At 69.6% G+C, this 25749-nt stretch carries 27 protein-coding genes; 15 read left to right on the top strand and 12 right to left on the bottom strand.

What is annotated here, in order from left to right; all coding sequences use genetic code 11:
* Positions 1–94 precede the first annotated feature (94 nt).
* Both xseA and V6M56_RS19340 read left to right on the top strand, forming a co-directional pair.
* Entirely contained in the window at positions 95–1612 is a 1518-nt protein-coding gene (gene xseA / locus V6M56_RS19345) for an exodeoxyribonuclease VII large subunit (protein ID WP_332686040.1), read from the top strand.
* A gap of 84 nt (positions 1613–1696) precedes the next feature.
* On the top strand, positions 1697–2470 hold the full coding sequence (locus V6M56_RS19340; RefSeq protein WP_332686038.1) for an SGNH/GDSL hydrolase family protein: 774 nt from the start codon (positions 1697–1699) through the stop codon (positions 2468–2470).
* 243 nt (positions 2471–2713) lie between these two features.
* Here V6M56_RS19340 and V6M56_RS19335 read toward each other — a convergent pair whose 3' ends face one another.
* Entirely contained in the window at positions 2714–3562 is an 849-nt protein-coding gene (locus V6M56_RS19335) for a dienelactone hydrolase family protein (RefSeq protein ID WP_332686036.1), read from the bottom strand.
* A 116-nt stretch (positions 3563–3678) separates the two neighbouring features.
* Between V6M56_RS19335 and V6M56_RS19330 the strand changes: the two genes are divergently transcribed.
* On the top strand, positions 3679–3900 hold the full coding sequence (locus V6M56_RS19330; protein ID WP_332686034.1) for a DUF2093 domain-containing protein: 222 nt from the start codon (positions 3679–3681) through the stop codon (positions 3898–3900).
* On the opposite strand, the gene lpxK is transcribed toward V6M56_RS19330, so the two are convergent.
* The 5 genes from lpxK to V6M56_RS19305 all read right to left on the bottom strand — a co-directional run bounded on the left by lpxK (position 3871) and on the right by V6M56_RS19305 (position 8378).
* Positions 3871–4896, bottom strand: a complete 1026-nt coding sequence (lpxK, locus tag V6M56_RS19325) for a tetraacyldisaccharide 4'-kinase (RefSeq protein ID WP_442881193.1) — start codon at positions 4894–4896, stop codon at positions 3871–3873. The two genes, V6M56_RS19330 and lpxK, sit on opposite strands and share 30 nt — an antisense overlap.
* Positions 4896–6197 (bottom strand): 3-deoxy-D-manno-octulosonic acid transferase, encoded by a 1302-nt coding sequence (locus V6M56_RS19320; RefSeq protein WP_332686030.1) that lies wholly within the window; start codon positions 6195–6197, stop codon positions 4896–4898. The genes lpxK and V6M56_RS19320 overlap by 1 nt, the downstream gene beginning before the upstream one ends.
* Positions 6194–6955 (bottom strand): lysophospholipid acyltransferase family protein, encoded by a 762-nt coding sequence (locus V6M56_RS19315; protein WP_332686028.1) that lies wholly within the window; start codon positions 6953–6955, stop codon positions 6194–6196. The genes V6M56_RS19320 and V6M56_RS19315 overlap by 4 nt, the downstream gene beginning before the upstream one ends.
* Before the next feature lie 25 nt (positions 6956–6980).
* Positions 6981–7223 carry a DUF4170 domain-containing protein gene (locus V6M56_RS19310; RefSeq protein WP_332686026.1) on the bottom strand — a complete coding sequence of 81 codons (243 nt, stop codon included), beginning with the start codon at positions 7221–7223 and terminating at the stop codon, positions 6981–6983.
* Between the two features lie 324 nt (positions 7224–7547).
* Positions 7548–8378, bottom strand: coding sequence for a 3'(2'),5'-bisphosphate nucleotidase CysQ (locus tag V6M56_RS19305; RefSeq protein WP_442881192.1), 831 nt, complete (start codon positions 8376–8378; stop codon positions 7548–7550).
* A gap of 244 nt (positions 8379–8622) precedes the next feature.
* Between V6M56_RS19305 and V6M56_RS19300 the strand changes: the two genes are divergently transcribed.
* Positions 8623–9153 carry a DUF6101 family protein gene (locus tag V6M56_RS19300; RefSeq protein WP_332686024.1) on the top strand — a complete coding sequence of 177 codons (531 nt, stop codon included), beginning with the start codon at positions 8623–8625 and terminating at the stop codon, positions 9151–9153.
* Positions 9154–9158: 5 nt separating this feature from the next.
* Here V6M56_RS19300 and ubiA read toward each other — a convergent pair whose 3' ends face one another.
* Both ubiA and V6M56_RS19290 read right to left on the bottom strand, forming a co-directional pair.
* Positions 9159–10109, bottom strand: coding sequence for a 4-hydroxybenzoate octaprenyltransferase (gene ubiA, locus V6M56_RS19295; protein WP_332686022.1), 951 nt, complete (start codon positions 10107–10109; stop codon positions 9159–9161).
* A 16-nt stretch (positions 10110–10125) separates the two neighbouring features.
* The gene (locus V6M56_RS19290; protein WP_332686020.1) at positions 10126–10599 is read right to left on the bottom strand and encodes a hypothetical protein; all 474 of its coding nucleotides are present in this window, start codon (positions 10597–10599) and stop codon (positions 10126–10128) included.
* A 281-nt stretch (positions 10600–10880) separates the two neighbouring features.
* Between V6M56_RS19290 and V6M56_RS19285 the strand changes: the two genes are divergently transcribed.
* The 7 genes from V6M56_RS19285 to V6M56_RS19255 all read left to right on the top strand — a co-directional run bounded on the left by V6M56_RS19285 (position 10881) and on the right by V6M56_RS19255 (position 17193).
* On the top strand, positions 10881–11621 hold the full coding sequence (locus tag V6M56_RS19285; protein ID WP_332686018.1) for a 16S rRNA (uracil(1498)-N(3))-methyltransferase: 741 nt from the start codon (positions 10881–10883) through the stop codon (positions 11619–11621).
* A gap of 165 nt (positions 11622–11786) precedes the next feature.
* Complete coding sequence (locus V6M56_RS19280) at positions 11787–12953, top strand: carboxylate-amine ligase (RefSeq protein ID WP_332686016.1); 1167 nt, start codon at positions 11787–11789, stop codon at positions 12951–12953.
* A gap of 118 nt (positions 12954–13071) precedes the next feature.
* Positions 13072–14451 carry a glutamate--cysteine ligase gene (locus tag V6M56_RS19275; RefSeq protein WP_332686014.1) on the top strand — a complete coding sequence of 460 codons (1380 nt, stop codon included), beginning with the start codon at positions 13072–13074 and terminating at the stop codon, positions 14449–14451.
* A gap of 107 nt (positions 14452–14558) precedes the next feature.
* A complete protein-coding gene (locus tag V6M56_RS19270) occupies positions 14559–14735 on the top strand; it encodes a Flp family type IVb pilin (RefSeq protein ID WP_332686012.1) in 177 nt (58 codons plus the stop codon).
* A gap of 355 nt (positions 14736–15090) precedes the next feature.
* On the top strand, positions 15091–16155 hold the full coding sequence (locus V6M56_RS19265) for a TadE/TadG family type IV pilus assembly protein (RefSeq protein ID WP_332686062.1): 1065 nt from the start codon (positions 15091–15093) through the stop codon (positions 16153–16155).
* A 13-nt stretch (positions 16156–16168) separates the two neighbouring features.
* Positions 16169–16663 carry a TadE/TadG family type IV pilus assembly protein gene (locus V6M56_RS19260; protein ID WP_332686010.1) on the top strand — a complete coding sequence of 165 codons (495 nt, stop codon included), beginning with the start codon at positions 16169–16171 and terminating at the stop codon, positions 16661–16663.
* Complete coding sequence (locus tag V6M56_RS19255) at positions 16660–17193, top strand: TadE/TadG family type IV pilus assembly protein (RefSeq protein WP_332686008.1); 534 nt, start codon at positions 16660–16662, stop codon at positions 17191–17193. The genes V6M56_RS19260 and V6M56_RS19255 overlap by 4 nt, the downstream gene beginning before the upstream one ends.
* Before the next feature lie 30 nt (positions 17194–17223).
* Here the strand turns inward: V6M56_RS19255 and V6M56_RS19250 are convergent, their stop codons facing one another.
* Positions 17224–18105 carry a LysR substrate-binding domain-containing protein gene (locus V6M56_RS19250; RefSeq protein ID WP_332686006.1) on the bottom strand — a complete coding sequence of 294 codons (882 nt, stop codon included), beginning with the start codon at positions 18103–18105 and terminating at the stop codon, positions 17224–17226.
* A gap of 168 nt (positions 18106–18273) precedes the next feature.
* On the opposite strand from V6M56_RS19250, the gene V6M56_RS19245 reads away from it, so the two are divergent.
* Entirely contained in the window at positions 18274–18633 is a 360-nt protein-coding gene (locus tag V6M56_RS19245) for a DUF1127 domain-containing protein (RefSeq protein ID WP_332686004.1), read from the top strand.
* A 102-nt stretch (positions 18634–18735) separates the two neighbouring features.
* Here the strand turns inward: V6M56_RS19245 and V6M56_RS19240 are convergent, their stop codons facing one another.
* The 3 genes from V6M56_RS19240 to V6M56_RS19230 form a co-directional block, all read right to left on the bottom strand.
* The gene (locus V6M56_RS19240; protein ID WP_332686001.1) at positions 18736–19650 is read right to left on the bottom strand and encodes a DUF937 domain-containing protein; all 915 of its coding nucleotides are present in this window, start codon (positions 19648–19650) and stop codon (positions 18736–18738) included.
* Positions 19651–19778: 128 nt separating this feature from the next.
* Entirely contained in the window at positions 19779–21146 is a 1368-nt protein-coding gene (locus V6M56_RS19235; RefSeq protein ID WP_332685999.1) for an MATE family efflux transporter, read from the bottom strand.
* On the bottom strand, positions 21143–23005 hold the full coding sequence (locus tag V6M56_RS19230; RefSeq protein ID WP_332685997.1) for a monovalent cation:proton antiporter-2 (CPA2) family protein: 1863 nt from the start codon (positions 23003–23005) through the stop codon (positions 21143–21145). The genes V6M56_RS19235 and V6M56_RS19230 overlap by 4 nt, the downstream gene beginning before the upstream one ends.
* A gap of 193 nt (positions 23006–23198) precedes the next feature.
* Here V6M56_RS19230 and ispH point away from each other — a divergent pair, with 193 nt between their 5' ends.
* The 3 genes from ispH (at position 23199) to rnhA (ending at position 25699) form a co-directional block, all read left to right on the top strand.
* Complete coding sequence (ispH, locus tag V6M56_RS19225) at positions 23199–24173, top strand: 4-hydroxy-3-methylbut-2-enyl diphosphate reductase (RefSeq protein WP_332685995.1); 975 nt, start codon at positions 23199–23201, stop codon at positions 24171–24173.
* A 7-nt stretch (positions 24174–24180) separates the two neighbouring features.
* On the top strand, positions 24181–25146 hold the full coding sequence (locus V6M56_RS19220) for a homoserine kinase (protein WP_332685993.1): 966 nt from the start codon (positions 24181–24183) through the stop codon (positions 25144–25146).
* A 106-nt stretch (positions 25147–25252) separates the two neighbouring features.
* Positions 25253–25699 (top strand): ribonuclease HI, encoded by a 447-nt coding sequence (gene rnhA / locus V6M56_RS19215; RefSeq protein ID WP_332685991.1) that lies wholly within the window; start codon positions 25253–25255, stop codon positions 25697–25699.
* The last annotated feature ends 50 nt before the right edge of the window (positions 25700–25749 follow it).

The following is a 25749-nucleotide window of genomic DNA, read 5'->3' as shown; positions in this document are numbered from 1 at the left end:
GCTTGCTGGCTGCTGGCCTCTCAGGGCGCAATAGCTGCCATCCCCCGGCGGGGCAACGCTTCAGCTCCGGGCCGCCCACCGCTAAGGTCGCGCCATGGACAGCGAATCGCCCGAGACCAAGCCCTCCAACACGCCCGAATGGTCGGTCTCCGACCTTTCCGGAGCGCTCAAGCGCACGCTGGAGGATGCTTTCGGCTTCGTGCGCGTGCGCGGCGAGATCTCGGGCTATCGCGGCCCGGTCGCCTCCGGCCATGTCTATTTCTCGCTGAAGGACGTCAACGCCAAGATCGACGCGGTGATCTGGAAGGGCGTCTTCGGCCGGCTGAAGACCAGGCCCCAGGAGGGGCTTGAGGTGATCGCCACCGGCAAGATCACCACCTTCGCCGGCAAGTCGAGCTACCAGATCGTCATCGATTCACTGGAACCGGCCGGCGTCGGCGCGCTGATGGCGCTGCTCGAGGAACGTCGCAAGAAACTCGCCGCGGAGGGCCTGTTCGACGAGGGCCGCAAGCAGCTCATCCCCTATCTGCCACTGACCATCGGCGTCGTCACCTCGCCGACCGGCGCCGTCATCCGCGACATCCTGCACCGGCTCGAGGAGCGCTTTCCGCGCCGCGTCCTGGTCTGGCCGGTGCGCGTCCAGGGCGAAACCAGCGCCGCCGAGGTCGCGAATGCCATCAACGGCTTCAATGCGCTCCCCGAGGGCGGCCGCATCCCGCGCCCCGACGTCATCATCGTGGCGCGTGGCGGCGGCTCGCTCGAGGACCTGATGGGCTTCAACGAGGAGGCGGTGGTCCGCGCCGCCGCCGCCTCGCTGATCCCGCTGGTCTCGGCCGTAGGCCACGAGACCGACTGGACCCTGATCGACCACGCCGCCGATTTGCGCGCCCCGACGCCGACCGGCGCGGCCGAGAAGGTCGTGCCGGTGCGGGCCGAACTGATGGCGCAGGTCGGCGACCTGTCGCGCCGGCATGCGGGCGCGACGCTGCGCCTGTTCGACCGCCGCCGCAACGAACTGCGTTCGCTCGGCCGGGCTCTGCCGACGCCGGAGAACCTGCTCGCCGGCCCGCGCCAGCGGCTCGACCTCGCCGCGGCGAAGCTCGGGCCGGCGCTCGCCCGCAATGCCCGCGTGCACGAGCAGAAGCTGGCGGTGGCCGTCCAGCGGCTCGCACGGCATTCGCCGCTGGTGCGCCTCGCCGGCGAGCGCAAGCACCTCGATGCGCTGGCACGTGCACTCACCGTGGCGCGCGGCAATGTCGTGAAGCGCGAGCAGGATCGGATCGCCCGCGCCGGCGACCGGCTCGAAGCTGTCGCGGCTCGGGCTCAGGCCGGTTTCGCGCGCCTCGTCCAGCGCCGCCGCGACCGGCTCGACGGGCTGTGGACGCTGGCCGCCTCGCTCGGTCCCCAGGCCGTGCTGGCCCGCGGCTACGCGCTGGTGCGCGACGAGAACGGCGTCCTGCTGCGGCAGGCGGCGGCGGCCCGGCCGGGTATGGCTCTTCAGGTCACGCTGGCGGATGGCAGCTTCGGCGCCGTGGTGCCGGGCGGCTCCGTGATGCCACGCCCACCGGGGCGCAAGCCGGCGCCCCCGGGCGGGCAGGGCGACCTGTTCTGAGATCGAGGCCGCCGGGCCCCGTTCAGCCGGCGTTCAGCAAGCACCGGCTAACCGCTTCCCATCGAGGGGTGGGGACATTGCCTGATGCGGAATCGGCTCCGGACGGCCTTTGCCTGTGCCTTCGCGCTGCTGTCCCTGCCGGGTCTCACGCTTTCGCCCGCGAACGCCTCGGAATTCATCTGCAAATCGGCCTCCATCGTCACCGCCGCCGCCTCCCCGGATTTCGCCGCGCTCTGGCGCCAGGGTGACGGGCCGCTGCGGCTTCTCGCGATCGGATCGTCCTCGACCGAAGGCATCGGCGCCAGCGCCAGGGACCGGACCTATCCGGCCAGGCTCGCGGCATTGCTGCGCCAGGGGCTCTCCGGCCGGGCCGTCGAGATCGTCAATGCCGGCATCGGCGGCGAGATCGCGCCGCAGACGCTCGCGCGCCTCAAGAAGGCCCTGGCGCAGGCGCGCTATGATCTGGTGATCTGGCAGGTCGGCACCAACGACGCCGTCACCGGCGGCGATCTCAAGGCCTTCCGTGGGCTGCTCGCCGACGGCATCGCCGCCGCCCGGCAGGCGCAGACCCGCCTCGCCATCCTCGATCCGCAATTCTATCCCGGCATCAAGGAGACGGCGCGCTACCGTGCCTATGTCGACGCGATCGCCGAAACCGCCCGCGCCAATGGCGTGCCGGTGCTGTCGCGCTTTGCGGCGATGTCGGGCTGGTACCAGCGCGACGCCGAAGGGTTCATGGCGGCTTTGGCCGGCGACCGCTTCCATATGAGCGATGCCGGCTATGCCTGCCTGGCCCAGGACATCGCCCGCTCCCTGCTCGAACGGGCCCCCGGCGTGGCGCTGGCGACCGCGCGCTGAAGGCCCTGCTCCTTTTGCACGGAAGCCGCGGTGTCATTCCGGGGCGGCCTGCAGGGCCGAGCCTGGAACCCATGAACACGACGGGCAATCCAGCCCCCGCCATTGCGAGAAGGCGTCACCGACGAAGCAATCCAGAGGGCTCGCTCGACGTTCCCTATCCCGACCGCCGTGTTCATGGGTTCCGGGCTCTCCGCTTCGCGAAGCCCCGGAATGACCGCGCGGCTCCTTGAACTTGTCCGCCGGTCACTTCCCCGACAGGAATGCCTTGACCCGCCGGATCGCGTCCTCGCGCGCCGCCGGGTCGGTGCCGACCGTCGCCTTGCCGGTGCCGGTCGCCGAAAAGGCGATGTCGTCGCGCTGCTTGAGATCGAGCCGCGGATGGTCGAAATCATGCACCGCGCCCTCATAGAGCACGAGGGTGACCTGCTCGCCGCGCGCCCGCGCCGCCTTCGCCAGATAGTCGCAGGGTGCCGGCGGCGTCCAGTCGTCGGCGGCGCCCATCAGGATCAGCACGGGCAGGCGGGCCGCGAAGCTGCGCGATTCCGATTGCGTGCGGCAGCCGGGATAGAAGGCGATGGCGCGCGCGAAATCGGGCTGCTTGTCGGCCGGCCGCCGGTCGGTCCGTATCGCGGTGAGGATGGTCGAGCCGCCGCCCGACCAGCCGAGCAGCGAGATCGCCTCGGGCCGAATGTCGGTGCGGCCCTGCAGCCAGATTCGGGCCGCGACCGCGTCGATCACCCGCTCGCGGCTGGCGCGGACGGTGAGCTCCTTGACGCCGCATTGCGAACCGAGACCGCGCGAGCCGTAGCTGTCGGGCATCAGTACGATGAAGCCGGCGGCGGCGAGCCGCTCGCCCCAATCCGTATGGCGGCGGGAGAGCTTGTCCTTGTCGCGCCAGAGGCCGCCGCAGCCATGCAGCGCCACCACGGCGGGGAAGGGGCCGGGGCCGGGCGGGCGGTAGAGCACCGCATTGAGCTGGACATCGTCGAGCGCGATGCGCACACGCTCATAGCCGCTGGCCCCTGCGGCGGCCGCAAGGCAGGGCAACAGCCCTGCCGCAAGGAGCAGGAGACGGACGAGGCTGGACATCATCGGAAGGGACGCTATCACAAAAGCGCCATGATCAGGCAATCCATCCATAAGAGCGTCTCGACACGGTGTCGCAACCTCCGGGCCGGCGCCTCGCTTTTTCGTTTTCCGGGTCTGTCATGAACATCAACGAGCGCCTGCCGCCGGCCGGTTCCGAGGCCCTGGTCGATTACGGCCATGGCGAGTTCCGCATCGTGCGCCCCGGCACTTTCGTGCGCTGCGCGGTGACCGGCGCGCCGATCCGGCTCGAGGATCTGCGCTACTGGTCGGTCGAATGGCAGGAGGCCTATGTCTCGCCCGAGGCCGTGATGCTAAGGGTGCGCCGCGGCGGCCGTCCCTGATCCGGTCAGCGCCTGCCGCAGCATCGCTGCGACCGGGGCCTCGTCCGCAAAGCGCAGCGAAACCGGCACGAAAAGCAGGCGCGCGCCTTCCTCGTCCGGCCAGAGCGGCCCCAGCTTGACCATGTCCTTCTCGGTGACCGCGACGGTGCAGCCCAACGCCTTCGCCTCCGCGATCAGCGCGGCCACATCGCGCGCCGTATAGGCGTGATGGTCGCCAAAATGGCGCTCGCCGGCGAGCCTGGCGCCGGCCTGGCGTAGGCTCGCCGCGAACTTCTCCGGCCGCCCGATCCCCGAGGCGGCGAGGACGGAAACCCCGTCCAGCCGAGCCCCGACCTCCGGCGGTATCACCAGTGCGGCGCGCAGCACGGGGCGGCCCGCCGCCAGCGCCAGCCCGGCGACCGCATCGCCCGGCTCGCCCGCGCCGATGACGACGACCGCATTGGTTTCCTGAAGCTGCCCGGCGATCGGCGCCCGCAAGGGGCCGGCCGGAAAGCAAAGTTTGTTGCCGATGCCGGTGGCGCCGTCGACCACCGCCAGCCGCAGGTCCTTGCTAAGCGAAGGGTTCTGCAGGCCGTCATCCATCAGCACCAGGCTGGCGCCTTGCGACTGCGCCAGCGCCGCGCCGGCGGGCCGGTCGCGGGCGACCACGACCGGGACGCGATGGGCCATCAGCAGGGGCTCGTCGCCGATATCGGCCGGGCCATGCCGGCCGGGCTCGACCCGCAAGGGGCCGGCCTCGCGCCCGCCATAGCCACGCGACAGCACGAACGGCTTCTCGCCGCTGCCGGCCAGCATTGCGGCCAGGGCCAGCACCGTCGGCGTCTTGCCGGCGCCGCCAGCGACGAAATTGCCGACGCAGACAACCGGGATACCGGCTTTCGCGCCGGGGCGCCGCATGCGCGCCAGCGTTAGCGCGCCATAGAGCGCGCCGAAGGGTTGCAAGAGCCGGGCAGGGGCAGCGGGCGGCGTCCGCCACCAGAAGCCCGGCGCCCGCATCATGGCGCCGTCTCGCGCTGGCCGAGAGCGACGCGCATCAGCAGCGGCTCCAGCGCCTGCACGGTGCGCTCCAGGGCGCCGCCGAGCTGGGCGCTGGTCTGGGCAGCGGCGCGCGCCGCCTGCCGGGCCGCGGCCGGGTCGCTCAGCCAGCGATGCACGGCACCGGCCAGTTCCTGCCGGTCGGCCACCTGGCGGGCCCCGCCGCCGGCGTCGAAGGCGGCGAAGAGGTCGGCGGATTTGTGGACGAGAGGCCCATGCAGCAGGGCGCAGCCGAGCTTGGCCGGCTCGATCGGGTTGTGCCCGCCGATCGGGGCGAGCGAGCCGCCGATGAAGGCGACCGGAGCCAGCCGGTAGAACAGGCCGAGATCGCCGAGCGTATCGGCGACATAGAGCTCGATCTCCCGCTCCGGGAGCTCGCCGAGCGAGCGCCTTGCGCTGACGACGCCATTGGCCTGGGCGAGAGCCTCGACCTCGTCGCCGCGATCGGGATGGCGCGGCGCGATGATGGTCAGGAGCTTCGGCAGATGCGCCTTCACGCCGAGATGGGCGGCGAGTACGTCCTCCTCCTCGCCGGCATGGGTCGAGGCGGCGACCCAGACCGGGCGGCCCGCCATCAGGCCGTCGAGCAAGGCGAGCGTGTTCGGGTCGGCCGGCGGCGCGGGCACGTCGAATTTCAGATTGCCGGCGATGCTGACGCGCGGTGCCCCGAGCTGGGCCAGGCGCTGCCCGTCCTCCTGCGACTGGGCAAGGCAGCGCTCGAAGCCGGAGAGCAGATAGCGCGAGGTCTTCGGGAACTTGTACCAGCGCCGGAAGGAGCGCTCGGACATCCGGGCATTGACCAGCACCAGCGGCACGCCGCGCTTGCCGGCCTCGATCATCAGGTTCGGCCAGATCTCGGATTCGCAGAGCAGGCCGAGATCGGGACGCCAATAATCGAGGAAGCGGCGCATATAGCGCGGCACGTCGAGCGGCAGGTACTGGTGGATCGCCCCGGCGGGCAGGCGCTGCTCCAGCAGCCGCGCCGAGGTGACGGTGCCGGAGGTGACGAGCACGGCGAGCCCGCGCCGCTGCAGGCGCTCGACCAGCGGCAGCAGCGTCACCGTCTCGCCGACGCTGGCGCCGTGCAGCCAGACCAGGGTCTTGTCGGGGCGGTCGACGCTGGGATAGCCGCGCCGCTCGGCGATGCGCGCCGGGTCCTCCTTGCCGCGCCGCCGGCGCCAGAGCAGGAGCCCGGCCGCCGCCGGCTCGAGCAGCGCCGAGAGCGTCCGGTAGGCCCTGACGATCAGGCTGCGGCCGATCATGGCGTGGCCGCCTTCGCCGCAGCTTTGGCGGCATCCTGGGCGGCGGCCGCCTCGCGCAGGCCGGCGCCGGGATCGCGCGCGCCGATCAGCGCATAGGCCCGCTCATGTGCCGCATCGAGCCCGGCCTGGACGGCGAGCCTGGCCGCCTCGCAGGTCGCCTCGTCGGCGTCGCGCGCCACGGTCACGGCCTCGCCGACGACGATGGCGCCGCGGCCGAAGGGCAGGCCGATCGAGGCCCGGTCCCAGCTCTTGAAGTCGATCCGGCGGCTGGTGACCACGGCGATCGGATGGATCGGCCGGCCGGAAGCCCGCGCCAGCGTGACGATGCCGGCGCCGCAGACGCGGGCACGCTTGGGGATGTCGGCGGTCAGCACCATGGTCTCGCCCGCCGCCAGCCGCCGGACCATGGCGAGGAAGGCCGGGGCGCCGCCCTTTTCGCGAACCTTCTTGCCCATCGCCCCGGAGCCGCGGATGGCGCCGATGCCGAGCTCGCGCAGTGCCACGGCATTGAAGCCGCCATCGCCATGGCGCGAGACCAGCGAGCAGGCCGGCATCCACTCCGGCCGCGCGAACGGGATCATGACGTGCTGGCCGTGCCACATGGCGATGATCAGCGGCAGTTCCGGCCGCACCCGCTCATAGATGTCGGCCGGCTCGGTGACGAAACGGTTCGTCCTGCGCACCAGGCGCAGATAGAGCGCCAGGCTGCGCCCCAGCGCCTCCTGCGCAAATCGCGTCTTGAGCAGCGAGAAACCCATCGAACGGTGCGGATGCCGCCTCTGCTCAGCGCTGCGCGGTCGAAGGGTCGAGCAGGCGGTGCAGGTGCACGACGAAATAGCGGGTCTGCGCCTGGTCGACCGTCGCCTGCGCCTTGGCCTTCCAGGCGGCGTGCGCGGCGGCATAGTTCGGGTAGACGCCGACGATGTCGAGATTGGAGATGTCCTTGAACTCGACGCCGTCGAGCGAGCTCAGCTCGCCGCCGATCACCAGATGCAGAAGCTGCTTGTTTTCCTGGCCCGCGCTCATCGACTCCCTCCGGCTCCGGATCGCGGGCTCTTCTTCAAGAGCAGGCTCGTGGCGCCGTCCGGAAACCGCTCCGGACGACCTCGCGCCACGCGCCGGCCGCGCGTTCAGTTAAGCTATCCGCGTCGCCGGCGCGAGCGCCGATTGCGGGCAACTCGCCGTTCTGGCGAGCATATGCGCGCCGACCGTCATCCTGGGCGACCGCAGGTCGTCCCGGGATCCATCGTCGAGCGCCGTCGATCCCTATGATGGATCCCGGAGCTGCGCCGCTTCGCGGCTTGTCCAGGATGACGCCGTGGTCCCAGGCAAAATCGCCATACTCTTCGCTCAGCTTCGCTGTGGCTGGCTTTCGCGCAGGCGGCGCAGCGCCTGGTCGAGCGGGGCGAGGAGTTCCGTGCCGGACGCGACCAGCATGCCATGGATCGGGCTCTCGCGGTTGTAGCGCACCGGCTCGCCCTCGGCCGTGGTCAGCCTTCCGCCGGCCTCGCTCAGCACCAGATCGGCGGCGGCGAGGTCCCAGTCGCGCGAACCGGGCGAGACCAGCCCGGCATCGATGCTGGCATCGGCGATCCGGGCGAGCCGGAGCGCCAGCGAGGGAATCTTGTCGACCGCCACGAAGCCATCCTGCCGGGCGAGCGCGTCCAGCATCGGCTTGGGCCCGGCGATGCGTGCCTGCGCCAGTTCGCCGAGCCCGCTGGTGCGGATCGGCTCGCCATTGCGCAGCGCACCGCCGCCGGCCAGCGCCGAATAGCTCGCCGCGCTGGCCGGCGCATGGACCATGCCGGCGATCGGGACGCCCTCGTCGAGCAGCGCGACGCAGACCGCCCAGTCCGGAGAGCCGGCCATGTAGGCACGGGTGCCGTCGATCGGATCGACCACCCAGACATAGCGCCGCGACAGCCTGAGCGCGTCGTCGGCGGTCTCCTCCGAGAGCCAGGCAGCTTCGGGCAGCGCCGCCGCCAGCCGGATATGCAGGAAGGTATCGACGCCGATATCGGCTTCCGTCACCGGCGAGCCGCCGGCCTTGGACCAGGTCCGCGCCACCGTCTGCGCACCGGGGCGGAACAGCTCGAGCGCGAGCTGCCCGGCCTCGACGCAGGCCGCGCGGATGACGGGCAGCAGTTCCTGGGCAATAGGCAGCGGGCTTCGATGCATCATGCCCCGTTATGAACTGCGGCGATGGCGGGACAAGGGAAAAAGCCACTTCCCCCCGAAAGATTTCGTCAAGCATCAGGCGGGAAAGGGGCCGGTTTCGCTGCGAAAAGGCAGCTGACACCTTTGTTTAACCGAAGCTCTTAAGCGCTCGGACAGACCCGTGACGCAGTCTCACCCGGCAAGCACGAGAATCCCGCATCGATAGAGGGTTCCGGGGCGGCAGGGAATTAAGAGAGGCGTTAAATCAATGGCCAGCGTCACGCCAGCCGCCGGGGAGATTGGCTTCCAGCCAGCCTGCTCCGGCGGCGTCAGCATCTACAATGGACAGCCCTTCAGGACGCAAGGGGCGCCGTCGCAGCAGCCGGAGGCGCCGCGGATCGAGCGGATCGGTTCGGTCCGCATCCTGCGCGGCGGAACGGGCTGGCGCGGTGTCGCGCTGCGGCTCACCGGCGGCGAGGGCGACGATGCCCGCTTTGAGCTCGCACTGACCGCCGGCGACGGCCGCTCGGTGACGGTCGCGGTTCTCGACCAGGACGAGGCCGTGGCGGCCTGGCGCGATTTCGGCCGTTCCAGCGGCCTGCCGCTGCTGCTCGAGACCAGCGACGGCGCGATCAGCGAGCCTTATCCGCAGCTCGGCCGGCTGGCGCTCGGGCCGATCCGCATCCGCCGCCGCCACGCCCTGCTGGCCGGCCGGCGGCCACGCTTCCTGACGCGCCGCAAGACGGGCCGCTTCTCGGAGCGCCCCGTCATCTTCCAGGGCGAGATCCTGTCGGGTTGAGCTTTTTAGAAGGCGCTCTGCGCCAACGCGTCGAGCGCGAAGCCGGCGGCGAGGATGAGCCCGGCATTGCGGTTGGCGCGGAACAGCATCAGCGCGGTCGGACCGTCGGCGCCGCCGATCAGCCGCACCTGCCAGCCAAGATGCAGCGCAAACAGGAAAAGCCCGGCGAAGGCGACGGGGCCGCCGCCGGCCAGCCAGGCCGCGCACCCCGCCAGCAGGGTCGCGGCCGCATAGCACAGGCCGACGGCCTGCTGCGTGAAGCCGCCGAAATAGCGCGCGCTCGACTTGATCCCGGCGATGACGTCGTCCTCGATGTCCTGCATCGCGTAGACCGTGTCGTAGCCGATGGTCCAGAACACCGCGGCGAAATAGATCAGGAAGGCCGGCGCATCGAGCCGGCCGAACACCGCGCTCCAGCCGATCAGCCCGCCCCAGGAGAAGGCGAGGCCGAGCACGAATTGCGGCAGGTTGGTGATGCGCTTCATGAACGGGTAGATCGCGACGATCCCGAGCGAGGCGATGCCGGCCGCGATCGTGAAGGCGTTGAACTGCAGCAGCACCAGAAGCCCGATCAGCGACAGCAGCACCATGAAGGCGGCGGCGGCGCGCGGGCTGACCTGGCCGGAGGGCAAGGGCCGGCCGCGCGTGCGCGCCACCTGCGCGTCGAGCTTGCGGTCGACGATGTCGTTGAAGGTCGAGCCGGCGGCGCGCATCACGATCGCGCCGACAAGGAAGAGCAGGCAGTGCCAGAGATTGGGGAAGGGCATGCCGGCGGCGATGGCGGCAAGGCCCGCCGCCCACCAGCACGGCAGCAGCAGGAGCCACCAGCCGATCGGCCGCTCGATCCGGGCGAGCTTCAGATAGGGCCGCAGCCGGCGCGGCGCGCGCGTATCGACCCAGTGGCCGCGGAGCGCGTCGGGAAGCGGCGCGTCGGCGAGTTCCGGCGAAGGCGCCATCGCTGTCAGGCCTTGGTTAGAGCGCCCCTTGCGGCACCCGCATCGGGCCGCCGGTGACCGAATCGCTGCCGCCGAACGGGTTGGCGCCCTGTTGCTGCTGCTGCGCCTGCCGCTGGGCTCGGCGCTGTATCGCCGCCTGCTGCTTCACCGCATTGCAGGCCTGGCCGCGGATCGTCGAAGCCTTCTCGTTGTCGGCCTTCATGCCCTCGATGAAGCTCGGCGGAATCTGGCACCAGTCCTGGTTGGCGGTCGCGAACTTCAGCGTCTCATTGCCATTGTTGACCAGCTTGCCGAGCGTGCTGCAGGCCTGCTGCGGGGTCAGCTTGCGCTTCGCCTTGCTGGCGGTGTTGAGGCTCTGCACGATCGACTGGCGCTCCTGCAGGTATTTCTGCATGTTCTCGCAACCGGAAGGCGTCTGTGCCAGCACCGGCTGAGCCAGGCCGATGCCCGCCAGGGCCGCAGCCAGCTTCAGGGTTGCGTATCGCCGCATCGTCCCGCTCCGCATTCTTCACCACCCGCGCCGTCCCGGCGCCGTCGTTTCCATAACAGCCGCTGCCGTGCACCGCAAAGCGCCGGCTCGCATTTGTCCAGAACTGCCTGCCCATAACCGCCGATTGTGGCGGTTTTCGCGCTCCGGAGGGCGTCTGTCCACAGCGGCGGCAGGCGGTTTTGCGATCCGGGACAGGCTCGACTATCTGAAACGGCGCGAATTCGCCGGTCCGGCCGTTCCGGGCCGCAAGAAGGCGCGCCAGCAGGGCGGATCGACGGCGCATGCGCGATTTCTCGAAGCACAGGCTTTATTGCGATGCGTCGCTCGCCGCCGGAGCGGCGGTCGAGCTCGCGCGCGACCAGGCCAATTATCTCCTGAACGTCCTGCGCCTGCGCAGCGACGACACGATCCTCGCCTTCAACGGGCGCGATGGCGAATGGCTCTGCGCGGTCAGGGCCGAAGGGCGCAAGCAGGCCCGGCTCGAGGCGCTGCGGCAAATCCGGGCGCAGCCGCCGGCGCCCGATCTCATCTATCTCTTCGCGCCGCTGAAGCATGCAAGGCTCGACTATATGGCGCAAAAGGCGGTGGAGATGGGCGCCGGCGTGCTGCAGCCGGTCCTGACCCGCCATACCCAGGTCTCGCGCCTCAATCTCGATCGGCTCGCCGCCAATGCGCTCGAAGCCGCCGAGCAATGCGGCATCCTCTCGCTGCCGCAGATCCGGCCCGAACTGCCGCTGGCGGCGGCGCTGGCCGGGCTCGAGGCCGAGCGCCTGCTCGTCTTCTGCGACGAGGCGCTCGAGCAGGGATCGCCGATCGCGGCGCTGCAGAAAGCGCCGCGCGGCAAGGTGGCGCTGCTGATCGGCCCGGAAGGCGGCTTCGACGAATCGGAGCGCGCTCTGGTGCTCGGGCGCGAGCGCACTTTGCGGCTCTCGCTCGGCCCGCGCATCCTGCGCGCCGACACCGCCGCGGTCGCCGCGCTGGCGCTCGTCCAGGCGACCCTCGGCGACTGGATAAGCCAATAGCCCCGGGGCTTGCCGGAAGGCGGCCTGTCGCACGGCGGCGCGGAACGCCGCAGTGGCCTCCGCGTTGAGAACAGGGAATGCTGGCCACGGTCGCAGTTCCGACTCAATGACGGGCAGTCTGGCGCCGCCCGCTGCTCGGGGGGCACCGGCCAGGGGAGGGCAATCATGGTGAGCAAGGCCTATCGCTTCGGCATCGAGGAGGAATATTTCCTCTCCGACGCCGAGAGCCGCGGCATCGCGCGCAAGATCTCGCCGCACTTCATCGAGGCGGCCCAGGCGGCGTTCCCGAACGAGTTGCAGCGCGAGATGCTGCAGTCGCAGCTCGAGGTCGCGACGCCGATCTGCGAAAGCATGGCGCAGGCGCGGCTGTCGCTCTCGCGGCTGCGGGCCGGGCTCGCGACGATCGCGCGCGAGCACGACATGCTGCTGCTCGCCTGCGGCACCCATCCGAGCGCGGTCTGGTCGCGCCAGCGCGCCACCGAGGCCAAGCGCTATGACGGCATCATGCGCGACCTGCAGATGCTCGGCAGCCGCAACCAGCTCTGCGGCCTGCATATCCATGTCGAGGTGCCGGACGAGGACGAACGCATCGGCATCATGGTACGGATGCTGCCCTATCTGCCGCTGCTGCTGGCGCTCTCGACCTCCTCGCCGTTCTGGCAGGGCAGGCGCACCGGGCTGATGGGCTATCGCCTGTGCGCCTATGCAGAATTGCCGCGCACCGGCCTGCCGGAGCTCTTCACCGACGCGGCCGACTATCACGCCTATGTCGAGACCATGGTCGCCTCCGGGGCGATCCGCGATTCGAGCTTCATCTGGTGGGCGATCCGCCCCTCGGAGAAGCATCCGACGCTGGAGCTGCGCGTCGCCGACAGCTGCACCCGGCTCGACGACACGCTGGCCATCGCGGCGCTCTATCGCTGCCTGGTGCGGCATCTCGCGCGCAAGCCGGCGCTCAATGCCAGGCTGACGGCGGCTTCGCGCGCCATCGCTGCCGAGAACATCTGGCGGGCGCAGCGCTATGGCCTGCATGGCGGCCTGGTCTGCGAGGCGCGGCGCGCCATGCGGCCGGTCGGCGAGGTTCTCGACGAGGTGCTGGCGATGCTGACCGAGGATGCGGCGGCGCTCGGCTGCAGCGCCGACCTTTCGGCCTGCCGCGGCATCGTCGCCGGCGGCACCAGCGCCGACATGCAGCTCGCGATCTTCGAGGAGGCGCGCGCCGGCGCCGGCGGCCAGGACGCCGGCATGCGCGCCGTGGTCGACTGGCTGGCCGCGCAGACCCGCGCCGACGGGCGCGGACAGGCCGGAGCGACCCTGCTCGGGGCGGCCTGAAACGTCGATCATGCATTTCGGCAAGATTCTCGGCCGGACACCGCGCTGGTGATCGTTGTGGTCGCAGCGGCGCTCGCCTATGTCTGGCGCTCCGAAGCCTTCCCAGCCGGAGTGCCTGATGGCCCGCGACGTGTCCGATTCGACTCCGATCAGCTCGAAGGCCGAACTGATCGGCTGGATCGCCAGGGGCGAGAAGCCCGCTTCTGACTTCCGGCTCGGCACCGAGCATGAGAAATTCCCGTTCTATGCCGACGACCTGACGCCGGTGCCCTATCAGGGCGCGGCCGGGCGCGGCGGCATCCGGCATTTGCTCGAGGGCATGCAGGAGCGGCTCGGCTGGGAGCCGATCCTCGACGACGGTCATGTCATCGGCCTCGCCGGCCCCGACGGCGGCGGCGCGATCTCGCTCGAGCCGGGCGGCCAGTTCGAGCTCTCCGGCGCCCCGGTCGAGACCGTGCACGAAACCGCGGCCGAGCTCGACGCCCATCTCGCCGATCTCGCAGCGGTCGCCGAGCCGCATGGCATCCGTTTCCTCGGCCTCGGCCACTCGCCGCTCTGGACCCGCGAGCAGACGCCGATGATGCCGAAGCGGCGCTACAAGATCATGGCCAACTACATGCCCAAGGTCGGCACGCGCGGCCTCGACATGATGTTCCGCACCTGCACCGTGCAGGTGAATCTCGATTTCGCCAGCGAGGCCGACATGGTGGCGAAGCTGCGCGTCTCGCTCGCCTTGCAGCCGCTGGCGACCGCGCTCTTCGCCGCGTCCCCCTTCAGCGAGGGCAAGCTCAACGGCCTGCAGTCGATGCGCTCCGAGATCTGGCGCGACACCGACAATGCCCGCTCCGGCATGCTGCCCTTCGCCTTCGACCAGGCCATGTCCTACGAGGCCTATGTCGACTGGGCGCTCGACGTGCCGATGTATTTCGTCAAGCGCGGCGACGTCTATCACGACGTCGCCGGCGCCTCCTTCCGCGATCTGCTCGCCGGCCGCCTGTCGCTGTTGCCGGGCGAGCGCGCGACCATGTCCGACTGGGCCAACCACCTCTCCACCTTGTTCCCCGAGGCGCGGCTGAAGCGCTATATCGAGATGCGCGGCGCCGATGCCGGGCCGGTCGAGATGCTGAATGCGCTGCCGGCCTTCTGGGTCGGGCTGCTCTATGACGAAGCCTCGCTCGCCGCCGCCTGGGATATCGTCCGGGCCTGGAGCGGCGAGGAGCGCCAGCGCCTGCGCGACGACGTGCCCAAGGCCGGGCTCAACGCCAGGATCGGCGGCCGGGCGCTGCGCGACGTGGCGCGCGAGGTGGTCGAGCTGTCGCGGGCCGGGCTGGCGCGCCGCGCCCGCCTCGATGCCGAGGGTCGCGACGAGACCCGTCATCTCGAGCCGGTGATGGCCATAGCCGAAAGCGGCCGCAGCCTCGCCGAACGGCTCGCCGTGCGCCAGCAGGGCGCCTGGGGCGGGCGGATCGAGCCTGTCTTCCCCGAACTGGCCTTGTGAGGCGCTTTCGCACGATTTTGGCCGCTACGCCGTTTTTTTGGGCGTGATCGCGGTTTTTCGCCGTTCGGATTAACCAATCATCCGGAATTTTCCGCTAGCAGAGGGGCATGAAGCCGATTTTCGCCCTTGCTTGCGATTTTCTGCACGATCGCCGTGGTGCCACGGCGATCGAATACTGCATGATCGCCTTCATGATCTCGCTCGCCTGCATCACCGGCGCCACGGCGATCGGGCCGGCCCTGCGCGGCTTTTTCGAGCAGGTCGCGGCCGGCTTGAGCCTCTGACATCAACGGCCTTCGAGATCGACCGTTACGCCGCCATCGCGTCATTGCGAGCGCAGCGAAGCAATCCAGGGGCGGCAGCGCTCGATACCCCCTGGATTGCTTCGCTGCGCTCGCAATGACGAAGGTCAGCCTCAAACGCTACTGGTACTCGCCGCAGGGTGGATAGACCTGCGCTCGGGCATCGCACTTTAATCAAATTTTACCATGTTGCGGCTCGGGCGGTCCCGATCCGCCGCGCGAAGGCCGATACCCTCGGGATTCGCAATCTCGCGCAAGGTTTTATCAATCGGCGGCTGCGTACCGTTGCGGCATCGTCGCGCTCAAGTCGCGGCGGCTTTTCCGCGAGGCTTTCGTGATGGCCCTGTTTCGCTCTTTCCTGAAGGATGCCCGTGGCTCGACCGCGCTGATCTTCGGGCTGGCCGTGCCGGCGCTGATCCTGGCGGTCGGCGGCGGCATCGACCTCAGCCGCGCCGCGGCGCAGCGCCAGCGCATCGCCAGCGCCGTCGAGCTCGGCTGCCAGCAGGCGACGCACGAGATCAGGTATCGGCAGAACCAGGCCAACGCCAATCCGCAGGAAGACTACGCGCCGGTGGTGACGCAGATCACCAACGGCAAGGTCACCGGCAGCGGGCTGACCGACGTGTCGGTGAGCACGAGCATCGTCAACAACGTCATCACCATCAACGCGACCGGCAACAGCGCCAATGTCTTCGGCGGGGTGCTCGGCTTCGAGAATGTTTCGCTCGCCGTGACGCGCAACTGCGACAAGCCTCCGTTCCCCACCACGCCCGGCACAGGCACGCCTGGAACGGTGCTCATGGTCGAGTCCTTCGAGACCAACCACAACGTCGCCTCGAACAGCTGGACGGTGCTGAACAACTGGAACGGTTGGTCCACGCAAAGCGGCAAGGGCGGCATCGAGATCAACGGCATTCCGCAGCTTTCCGGCAACGAGATCCGCTTCGGTAACTTCTTCGCCGAGCTAGATTCGCACTGCTACACCTCGAACTGCAAGACGAATTCGGCCATGTGGCGGGATATAACCCTTCCGGCCGATGGCGATTACCAGTTGCGCTATTGGTATATCTCTCGCGTTCGCAACCCCGCCTATGCCGGAAAGACCTACTGCGCCTACAAGAGTTCGTCGAACGCCGTGTGGAACGATCTCAATAACGCGACCTGGGAAGGGCAGACCAACCGGATCGAGGTCTTCTTCGCGAAGGCCAACAATTTCTCGACGGCGGCGGCGAACATGGTCGACGTCTGCGTTCACACCGACCAGTGGACCGAGCGTACCATTTCATTCAAGGGCCTCAAGGCTGGCGACAAGTACCGCATCTACTTCCAGGCGAGGGGGCGCGAGGACACCTATGGCGGCCTGATCGACTATATCCGCTTCTGCACCAAGACCTGCCCGTGACGGAACGGCTGCGATGACGCGGACCTCACGACAATTGCGCGAGCCTGCCGCCCCAGGGCGGCTGGCCGGCAGGCTCGGCGCCTTCGCCCGCGACGCCAGGGGCGCAGCCGCGGTCGAGTTCGCCTTCGTCGGCGTGGTCTTCATCACGCTGCTGCTGGCCGTGCTCCAGTTCGCCCTGGTCTTCCTGGCGCAGATGAACCTGCACGACGCGGTTTCCGACGCCGCGACCGGCAACAATGCCCAGACCTTGGCCGGCAACCGCTCCGCCGTGATCACTCAGATCTGCGGGAGAATGGTCATCGCCGACAACTGCGTCGCCAATATCACCCTGGAGACGCAGCCCCTCTCGGCCTATGGCGGCGCGGCGCAGCCGATCGGGGCGACCTTCTCCAGCGCCACGGTCGGAACGCCGATGGTCATCCGCGCGCGCGTGCCGGTCGTGACCTTCGTGCCCGGCCTGCCGGACCTGAGCGTGTCGGGCTCGGCCCTCTATGCGAGGCGAACATGACGATGCTCGACAGGTTCCGCCGCCGCCGGGCGCGGCAGATGCCGGGCGACGAAAGCGGCATGGCCGCCGTCGAGTTCGGCCTGATCAGCATGGTGCTGTTCAGCATGCTGGCGGCCGCGGTCGATCTCGGGCAGGCGCTCGTCATCCGGCGCGACATCACCCGGTTCACCGCCGAGGCCGCGATGGTGCTCGCAGCCGCCAGCGATGAAACCCAGGCCGCCGTGACCGGTCAGCAGATCAATGCCAAGGCCGCCAATGTCCTGCCCGGCAAGAGCGGGATCGAGATCGGCTCGACGACGATCACCCGCAAGAACAACGTGATCCTAGTAAACGCCGGCACGATGACTTACCTGCCCGCCGATGTGAACGCGCAGGCGCTGGCGACGCTCGCCAATGGCGACGATGGCGTCGTCGTCCGCGCCTCCTACACGCATGAGCCGATCATCCTCGGCTTCGCCGAGCACTTCGGCCTGAGCACGCGGACCTTCACCGCGGCGACCGTGGCACTGCGCCTGCGCCAGGGGCAGTAATAGAGCCGGTTCCGCCGCCCTCCCGCTCCGCTACTCCGCCGCTGTCTTGAAGCTCTGCAGGTTGTCGAGGCTCTGGATGATGTGCTCGGCGAGCGCGTTCGAGAGGATCGACGGATCGTGGCGGGTCCGCAGCAGGCCGATCTTGCAGGAGGGCAGGCTGGAATAGCCTTCCGACGCGCCTAGAATCCGCATGCCGGGCCGGACCGCGCTCTCCGGCAGCACCGAGACGGCAAGGCCCGCGACCACCGCGGCGCCGACCGCGGTCGAGTTCCAGCTCGCATAGAGCACGCGGAAGCGCCTTCCCTTGTTCTCGAGCGCCTCGACCGCCGCCTGCCGCCAGTTGCAGGTCGGCCGCCCCAGCGCCAGCGGCAGCGGGTCCTCCTCATGCACGCAATGGCGCGCCGAGGTCACCCAGAGCAAAGGCTCGATGCGGATGATCTCGCCCTGGCCGCGGCCTTCGACATGGGTGATGATGGCAAGGTCGATGTCGCCGGTGGCGATCCGCTCGGCCAGCATCGGCGTCGGCTCGCAGACCACGGTGACCTCGGTGCGCGGATTCGAGCGGGCAAAGCGCGCCAGGATCTCCGGCAGATAGCGGTCGGCATAGTCGTCGGGCACGCCGAGCCTGATGCGGCCCTTGAGGTCGGCCTCGGTGAAGCTCGCGACGCATTCGAGATTGAGGCGCACGATCCGGCGGGCATAGTCGAGCAGCCGCTCGCCATCCTCGGTCAGCTTGGCATGGCGTCCGTCGCGGCCGAAGAGCGGCCGCCCGACGCGCTCCTCGAGCCGCTTCATCTGCATCGAGACGGCCGATTGCGTCTTGAAGACGATCTCGGCCGCGCGGGTGAAGGAGCCGGTATCGGCGATGGCGACGAAGGTCTTGAGCTGGTCGGCGTCGAGCACATGGGCCATGTCGGCATCCTCCCGAAGGACCATCAAGATTGGTTGTGTCAAACATCATAACCATTCGTTTGGCTGATGGCCAGCGCGGAGTTATCGTTGGGTCATTCCCGGTTCTTGTCATGGCGCGTCCAGCCGGCCCGGGAGATCCGATCCGCCGTTCAACCCGAGGAGGCCGTCATGCTGATCATGACCTATGCCGCAAAGTTCCTGTCTGCCCTGTCGGGCGGCGCGACGCGTGCCGCCATCCAGACGGCTACCGGCTTCAAAAACCTGATCCGCGCCTGGATGCACCGCCGCGACGTGCTGCGCCTCGGCGAGCTCGACGAGCGCGGCCTGAAGGATATCGGCCTCGTCCGCTCCGACGTCGAGGGTGCGCTCGCCACCTCCTGGCTGCGCGACCCGTCCGTCGTCCTCACCGCCCGCTCGGACCAGCAGCAGGCGGCCGCCGCGAGCCGGCGAGAGGCCGGACTTCGACATGCGGTAGCCCAGCCGGCCGCCGCGCCGGCGAGGAACATCGAGATCGCGTGCAACGCCTGACCCCTTGGCGTGACGCGTTCCTGCGGGCGGTGGCTTCGGCTGCCGCCCTTTTTCATGGGCGATGTTCGTAACTGACGCCGACGCGGCCGGCCTCTGCAACCGTCAGGCCCGGCGCTGGCCGCCGCCGAGCATCGCCTCGAAGATCGATTTCAGCGCGTCCTGGTGGCCGTCCTGGACCTTGCGGCCGTGCTCGAACATCTGGTTGAGCGCATCGAGGCCGATCGAGCCCGGGCCGATCGAGCCCGGGCCGGGCACGCTCGAGGCCGGCGGCTCGGTCGGCTCCGGCTCGGGTTCCGGCTGACGAGGCGGCGGCGCCGGTTGCGGGCCGGCCTGCGGCGGCTGGCCGCCGCCGAACATGCCGGTCAGGATCTGGCCGAAGACATTGCCCATATCGGCCGGGTTGCCCGGCATCGGCACGCCGCCGAAGGGGCCGCCGCCCGGCACCTGGCCGGTCGCCGGCGGCTGCCCGCCGAACAGGCCGCCGAGGATGGCCTCGAGCGGATTGCCTGGATTGGCCTGCGCACCCGGACGGGGCTGGCCCTGCGTCTGGCCGCGCATCATCTCGGCGAACTGGCCGAGAACGCCGCCGAGCCCCTGATTGTTCGCCGACTTGAACAGGCCGCCCATCACCATCGAGGCGATCACCGGCAGCATCTGCTTCAGGATCGCCTGGCCGACGCCGCTGGTCGCCGCCGCCTGGGCGGCGATGGCGTTGCTGACCTCCTTCGAGCCGAAGAGCTGGCTCATCACGTCCTGTCCCATTGGCCTGGCCGTGTCGGGAATGCCGTCGCCGTCGGAATCGTACATCTGGCCGAAGGGCGTCGCCGTCATCATCTGGGCCAGGTTGCCGAAGGCGTAGGGGTTCTGCGTCTGCCGCTGCAGGCCCATCGAGAAGGCCGGCAGCAGGGCATCGACGGCAGCCTGGGTCTGCTGCTGCGAGAGGCCGTATTGCCGCGCCAGATTCTGCATGGCCTGGCCGTTCTGGGCCGACTGCATCATCTCGAACAGGTTCATCATGGCGTGCTCCCCTGCGGGATCGGCCCCGCCATCGGCGCTCTTTCCGGTCGACCGGGATCGGTCGAACGATCGGAATGCGCGCCAGCCATTCCGGACGATACCAGCGGGGCGGCGTCAGGCAAGCCGCGTCAGGCCGGCGACCTTGCCTGCGCCGCCGCCCGCCGTTCGAGCTGCCCGATGGCGCGATAGGCGAAGACCAGCGCCAGGATGCCGAACAGCACGGCACCGATCGCCGCCCCGGCGAGCGCGCCCTTCGGCCCGGCATATTGCGCGCCGATGAAGGCCATCGGCACCGTGCCGAGCGTCGCCCGGCCCCAGCTGAACACGGTCGAGTACAGCGGCATGCCGAGATTGTTGAAGGCGGCGTTGGCGACGAAGAGGGCGCCGACGAAGAGCCACATCGCGCCCGAGATCAGGCAGAAGAACACCACGAGCTCGGCCGTCTCGCCGCTCGCGTCGAACAGGGCCGTGATCTGGTGGCGCAGCAGCACGAGCAGGAGCCAGGCGATGGCGACGCAGGCTGCGGCGAAGAAGACCGAGTCGGTCAGCGCCCGGCGCATCCGGTCGAAGCGCAGCGCGCCCCAGTTCTGGGCGAGGATCGGCCCGACGGCGCCGGAGAGCGCAAACAGCGCTCCGAACGCCACCGGCACCAGCCGGTCGATGATGGCGCTGGCCGCGATCACCTGGTCGCCGAAGCGGGCGATGATGCTGGCGAAGAAGGCGTTGGCGATCGGCGCCGAGAGATTGGTCAGGATCGCCGGTGCCGCAATGGCGAAGGAGCGTCCCGCATCGGCGCGCAGCGCGGCGAGGGTCGGTCGCGCTACGATGCTGTGCACCTTGACCGCACCATGATAGCCGACGGCGACCAGGATCAGCCGCGAGATCACGGTGGCGATGGCCGCACCGTCCGGCCCGAGGCCGAGGCCGAAGATCAGCAGCGGGTCGAGGCCGGCGATGACGACTCCGCCGGAGAGGGTGACGTACATCGCCCGCTTGGCGTCGCCGGCCGCGCGCAGGATGCCGGAAAAGCCCATGCCGAGCGCCATCAGCACATTCGACGGCAGCGTGATCCACAGGAAGGAGTGCGCCACGTCATAGGCTTCGCCCCGGGCTCCCAGCATCGTCAGCAGCCAGGGCACCAGCGGCAGGATCAGGAGGCTCAGCACCAGCGCCGAGACGGCCATCAGCGCGAGCGAGGATCCGGCGATCCGGCGCGCGCCCGCGCGGTCGCCGGCGCCGAGCGCGCGTGCCGTCAGGGCGGTCACCGCGATCATCAGCCCGACATTGAAGGAGACGACGAGGTAGAGCACGATGGTGGCGTAGCCGACGCCGGCCGTCGCCGCCGGCCTCCCGAGCCGCGAGACATAGAGCAGCGACAACAGGTCGACGACGAAGATCGCCATCAGGCCGATCGAGGCCGTGGCCGTCATCACCGCGACATGGCGCAGCGTCGAGCCGGTGACGAAGACGGCCGGGCTTTGGCTGGGCGCGTTCACTCCGCCGGTTCTCCGACGCCGCCGACCGCGACCTCGGCGCCGCCATCCTCGATGACCTCGCGGGTCTCCTCGGTGAGCGCCTTCGGCTTGGCCGTCGGCTTGACCAGCGGCTCCGGCGAGACGCGCGGCACCTTCTGCAGGCCGGCCGCGATGCCTTCGCTGAACTGGATCTCCATGCGCTGGGCGTCGCGATCGCGCACATGCTCGATCACCAGGCTCGCCTCCTCATAGTTGAGTCCGAGCCCCTCCAGCGTCACCCGGCTGAAGCCGAGCGCCGATTCGAAGGTCTCGCGCATCTGGTAGTCGACCTCGGCGCGCATCAGGTCGATGGCGTGGACGCGGTCGAAGGCGCGCGCATGCAGGCGCGCCGTCGGGAACTCGGCCTTGGCCATCGCGACGATGCGCAGCGCCGCTTCGCGGTCGTCGATGCAGATGCAGACGATCCTGGCCTTGCCGGCGCCGGCGGCGCGCAGCACGTCGAGCCTCGTGCCGTCGCCGTAATAGATCTTGAAGCCGAATTTGGCGGCGGAGCGGATGCGCTCGACATCGGAGTCGATGATGGTGACGTCGATGTGCTGGAGCAGCAGCGCCTGCGTCACCACCTGGCCGAAGCGGCCGAAGCCGATCACCAGCACGGAAGGCGTGACGCCGTCGAAATCCTCCTCCATCGTCTCGGGCGGCGCGGCGCGGGCCAGCAGCCAGGCGTCGATCAGCTTGGCGAGGATCGGGCCGATCAGCATGCTGAGCGCGGCGAGCGCCGTCGCGAGCGCGCCCTGATGCGCGTCGAGCAGGCCGAGCGAGGCGGCCATCGGCAGCAGCACGAAGGCGAATTCGCCGGCCGGCGAGAGCAGCGCTCCGGCCCGCACCGCCTCGGTCAGCGAGGAACAGGAGGCGCGCAGGATCGCGGCGGCGACGGCGATCTTGAACAGCACCAGCAAGGGAGCCGCGATCGCCAGCAGCAGCGCGTTGTCGAGCACCAGCTTCAGGTCGATCGACATGCCGACGGCCATGAAGAACAGGCCGAGCAGCACGCCGCGGAACGGCTCGATATCGGCCTCGAGCTCATGCCGGAAATGCGAATCCGCCAGCAGCACGCCGGCGAGGAAGGCGCCCATCGCCATCGACAGGCCGACCATCTCCATCAGCAGCGCCGCGCCGAGCACGACGAGCAGGGCGGCGGCGGTCATCACCTCCTTGCCGCCGGACTTGACCAGCAGCCGGAAGAACGGGTTCAGCGCATAGCGGCCGGCGAGCACGAGCGCGGCGATGGCGAGCAGCGCGACGCCCAAACCCGCCAGCGCCCGCATCGCGCCGTCATCGCTCGCCGCGCCGGTCGTCGCCAGCAGCGGCAGGATCGCCAGGATCGGCGCGATCGAGATGTCCTGGAACAGCAGGATCGAGAAGCTGCGCCGGCCATAGGGCTCGGCGCCGTCGCCGCGCTCCTCCAGCAGTTGCAGGGCGATCGAGGTCGCCGAAAGCGCCAGCGCCAGCCCGACCGCGACCGCGCCGCCGGGGCTGAGCCCGAGCCGCCAGGCGACGAAGGCGATCGCCGCCGCGCTCAGCGCCATCTGGGCGAGGCCGGCGCCGAGAATGTCCTTGCGCATCGAATAGAGGCGCGCCGGCTGCAGTTCGAGCCCGACCAGGAAGAGCAGCAGCACGACCCCGATCTCGGCCGTGCCGCGGATCGTGCCGGGATGCTGGATCACGGCCAGCAGCGAGGGGCCGATGACGATGCCGGCGGCGAGATAGCCGAGCACCGCCGAGAGTCCGAAGCGGCGGAACAGCGGGACGGCGACGACGGCTCCGGCGCAGAAGGTCAGGATCGACGGCAGATAGCTGGCATGGGAGGCATCGGCCATGAACGACTCATGCTGGAAGGGGCGGACCTGAAGGGGGCAGCAGGCCGTTCGGCGCCTATGTAGGCGTTGACCGGCGATCCTGCGAGGGGCGCTCGGCGTCGGCGCTTGCGCTGCCTGCGGCGAGCCGCTTCCTTGACATCATTCGCGCCAGACCGAAAGAAGGCGCAACCTTCGCCGGAGCCCCTGAGCCCTCGTGACCGCCGCGCCAAGACCGCCGCTCGACATCCTGCTCTGCGCCCCGCGCGGCTTTTGCGCCGGCGTGGTCAGGGCGATCGACGCCGTCGAGAAGGCGCTCGCCCTGCATGGCGCACCGGTCTATGTCCGCCACGAGATCGTGCACAACAAATACGTGGTCGAATCCCTGAAGCGGAAGGGAGCGGTCTTCGTCTCCGAGCTCGCCGAGGTTCCCGACGCCAGCCGGCCGGTGATCTTCTCCGCCCATGGCGTGCCGAAATCGGTGCCGGCCGAGGCGCAGGCGCGGCAGTTCTTCGCCATTGACGCCACCTGCCCGCTGGTCACCAAGGTGCATCGCGAGGCTGAGGTGCACCACAAGCGCGGCCGCCACATCCTGCTCGTCGGCCATGCCGGGCATCCCGAGGTGATCGGCACCATGGGGCAGTTGCCGCAAGGCGCCATCACCCTGATCGAGACGCTCGAGGATGTCGCGACGCTCGCCCCGCCCGAGGCGATGCCGCTGGCCTATGTCACCCAGACGACGCTCTCGGTCGACGATACCCGTGGCATCGTCGAGGCGCTGCAGGCGCGCTTCCCTGAGCTGATCGCGCCGCACAAGGAAGACATCTGCTACGCCACCACCAACCGGCAGGAGGCGGTGAAGCGCGTCGCCCCGCTGGTCGACGGGCTGATCGTCGTCGGCTCGCCCAATTCCTCGAATTCGCAGCGCCTGCGCGAGGTCGCCGAGCGTGCCGGCTGCCCGGTCTCGCGCCTGGTGCTGCGCACCGACGAGATCGACTGGTCGCTGTTCGGCGCGATCCGCCGGCTCGGGCTGACGGCCGGCGCGAGCGCGCCGGAAGTGCTGGTCGAGGAGATCATCGACGCCTTCGCCGCGCGCTACGAGGTCACGGTCGAGACCGTCTCGACCGCCGACGAGAGCGTCTTCTTCCCCCTGCCGCGCGAACTGCGCGGCGAGCCGGCCCCGGCCGAGTGAGCAGAACGTGGCCGTCTATACCGAAGTACCCGACGACGAGATGGCTGCCTTCGTGGCGCGCTATGGCATTGGCGAGCTTTTGTCCGCCAAGGGCATCGCCGAGGGCGTCGAGAACTCCAACTACCTGCTGCACACCACGCAGGGCTTCTACATCCTGACCCTCTACGAGAAGCGGGTGAACCCGGCCGAACTGCCGTTCTTCATCGGGCTGATGCAGCATCTCGCCGGGCACGGGCTGAACTGCCCGGTGCCGATCGTCGACGGCAAGGGCGAGGCGCTCGGCCGGCTCGCCGGCCGGCCGGCGGCGCTCGTCAGCTTCCTCGACGGGCTCTCGGTGCGCCGGCCGGGCGTCGTCCATTGCGGCGAGGTCGGCCGCGGGCTGGCTCTGCTGCACCAGGCCGGCGAGGGCTTCGCCATGCGCCGGGTCAACGCGCTCTCGGTGCCGGGCTGGCGGCCGCTCGCCGAGCAGGCCGGCAGCGACGCCGACAAGGTGCTGCCGGGCCTTTCCGCGCGCCTCTTCGCCGAGATCGAGCGCCATGAACGCGGCTGGCCGCAGGGCCTGCCGAGCGGCGTCATCCATGCCGACCTGTTCCCGAACAATGTCTTCTTCATCAAGAGCAAGCTGTCGGGCCTGATCGACTTCTATTTCGCCTGCACCGACGCCTATGCCTACGACCTGGCGATCTGCCTGAACTCCTGGTGTTTCGAGGCCGATTCCTCGTTCAACCTGACCAAGGGCCAGGCCATGCTCGCCGGCTATGAGAGCGTGCGGCGGCTCGATGAGGCAGAAGTCGCGGCGCTGCCGACGCTCTGCCGCGGCTCGGCGCTGCGCTTCCTTTTGACCCGGCTGGTCGACTGGCTGAACGTCCCCTCGGGAGCGCTGGTCAAGCCGCACGACCCGCTCGAATACGATCGCAAGCTCGCCTTCCACCAGCGCGTCGGCGACGCGCGCGACTACGGGCTGCGGCGATGACCGAGCCCGTGGAGATCTGGACGGACGGCGCCTGCTCGGGCAATCCCGGGCCCGGCGCGCTTGGGGCCCGCCCCATTCGCGCAACCAAGTATCGCCGGGGCCGCTCATGAGCGAGCCGGTGGAGATCTGGACCGACGGCGCCTGCTCGGGCAATCCCGGCCCCGGCGGCTGGGGAGCGATCCTCGCCTATAAGGGCAAGGAGCGCGAGCTCTCCGGCGGCGAGGCGCTGACCACCAACAACCGCATGGAGCTGATGGGGGCGATCTCGGCGCTGGAGACGCTGACCCGGCCGTGCACCGTCGCGCTGCACACCGACAGCCAGTATCTGCGCCAGGGCATCACCAGCTGGATCCATGGCTGGAAGAAGAACGGCTGGAAGACCGCTGACCGCAAGCCGGTGAAGAACGAGGAGCTGTGGAAGCGCCTCGACCTGGCGCTGAAGCAGCACAGGATCGACTGGAAATGGGTCAAGGGCCATGCCGGCGACGAGATGAACGAGCGTGCCGACGCGCTGGCCCGCGCCGGCATGGCGCCGTTCAAGCCGGGGCGGTGAGGGCCGGGGCGGCGGCTGCTTCGACGGCAGCTGCGGGTGGCAAGTTGACC

The organism is Allobosea sp. (assembly GCF_036675845.1).
Classification (GTDB): Bacteria; Pseudomonadota; Alphaproteobacteria; order Rhizobiales; family Beijerinckiaceae; genus Allobosea.
The sequence above is the reverse complement of the archived record's forward strand: the minus strand, read 5'-3'. Positions and strand labels throughout refer to the sequence as shown.

Excerpts from the sequence above, each read along its gene's own strand:
- xseA (WP_332686040.1), top strand. The coding sequence starts at position 95 with ATGGACAGCGAATCGCCCGAGACCAAGCCCTCCAACACGCCCGAATGG.
- V6M56_RS19340 (WP_332686038.1), top strand. The coding sequence starts at position 1,697 with ATGCGGAATCGGCTCCGGACGGCCTTTGCCTGTGCCTTCGCGCTGCTG.
- V6M56_RS19335 (WP_332686036.1), bottom strand. The coding sequence starts at position 3,562 with ATGATGTCCAGCCTCGTCCGTCTCCTGCTCCTTGCGGCAGGGCTGTTG.
- V6M56_RS19330 (WP_332686034.1), top strand. The coding sequence starts at position 3,679 with ATGAACATCAACGAGCGCCTGCCGCCGGCCGGTTCCGAGGCCCTGGTC.
- lpxK (WP_442881193.1), bottom strand. The coding sequence starts at position 4,896 with ATGCGGGCGCCGGGCTTCTGGTGGCGGACGCCGCCCGCTGCCCCTGCC.
- V6M56_RS19320 (WP_332686030.1), bottom strand. The coding sequence starts at position 6,197 with ATGATCGGCCGCAGCCTGATCGTCAGGGCCTACCGGACGCTCTCGGCG.
- V6M56_RS19315 (WP_332686028.1), bottom strand. The coding sequence starts at position 6,955 with ATGGGTTTCTCGCTGCTCAAGACGCGATTTGCGCAGGAGGCGCTGGGG.
- V6M56_RS19310 (WP_332686026.1), bottom strand. The coding sequence starts at position 7,223 with ATGAGCGCGGGCCAGGAAAACAAGCAGCTTCTGCATCTGGTGATCGGC.
- V6M56_RS19305 (WP_442881192.1), bottom strand. The coding sequence starts at position 8,378 with ATGATGCATCGAAGCCCGCTGCCTATTGCCCAGGAACTGCTGCCCGTC.
- V6M56_RS19300 (WP_332686024.1), top strand. The coding sequence starts at position 8,623 with ATGGCCAGCGTCACGCCAGCCGCCGGGGAGATTGGCTTCCAGCCAGCC.
- ubiA (WP_332686022.1), bottom strand. The coding sequence starts at position 10,109 with ATGGCGCCTTCGCCGGAACTCGCCGACGCGCCGCTTCCCGACGCGCTC.
- V6M56_RS19290 (WP_332686020.1), bottom strand. The coding sequence starts at position 10,599 with ATGCGGCGATACGCAACCCTGAAGCTGGCTGCGGCCCTGGCGGGCATC.
- V6M56_RS19285 (WP_332686018.1), top strand. The coding sequence starts at position 10,881 with ATGCGCGATTTCTCGAAGCACAGGCTTTATTGCGATGCGTCGCTCGCC.
- V6M56_RS19280 (WP_332686016.1), top strand. The coding sequence starts at position 11,787 with ATGGTGAGCAAGGCCTATCGCTTCGGCATCGAGGAGGAATATTTCCTC.
- V6M56_RS19275 (WP_332686014.1), top strand. The coding sequence starts at position 13,072 with ATGGCCCGCGACGTGTCCGATTCGACTCCGATCAGCTCGAAGGCCGAA.
- V6M56_RS19270 (WP_332686012.1), top strand. The coding sequence starts at position 14,559 with ATGAAGCCGATTTTCGCCCTTGCTTGCGATTTTCTGCACGATCGCCGT.
- V6M56_RS19265 (WP_332686062.1), top strand. The coding sequence starts at position 15,091 with ATGGCCCTGTTTCGCTCTTTCCTGAAGGATGCCCGTGGCTCGACCGCG.
- V6M56_RS19260 (WP_332686010.1), top strand. The coding sequence starts at position 16,169 with ATGACGCGGACCTCACGACAATTGCGCGAGCCTGCCGCCCCAGGGCGG.
- V6M56_RS19255 (WP_332686008.1), top strand. The coding sequence starts at position 16,660 with ATGACGATGCTCGACAGGTTCCGCCGCCGCCGGGCGCGGCAGATGCCG.
- V6M56_RS19250 (WP_332686006.1), bottom strand. The coding sequence starts at position 18,105 with ATGGCCCATGTGCTCGACGCCGACCAGCTCAAGACCTTCGTCGCCATC.
- V6M56_RS19245 (WP_332686004.1), top strand. The coding sequence starts at position 18,274 with ATGCTGATCATGACCTATGCCGCAAAGTTCCTGTCTGCCCTGTCGGGC.
- V6M56_RS19240 (WP_332686001.1), bottom strand. The coding sequence starts at position 19,650 with ATGATGAACCTGTTCGAGATGATGCAGTCGGCCCAGAACGGCCAGGCC.
- V6M56_RS19230 (WP_332685997.1), bottom strand. The coding sequence starts at position 23,005 with ATGGCCGATGCCTCCCATGCCAGCTATCTGCCGTCGATCCTGACCTTC.
- rnhA (WP_332685991.1), top strand. The coding sequence starts at position 25,253 with ATGAGCGAGCCGGTGGAGATCTGGACCGACGGCGCCTGCTCGGGCAAT.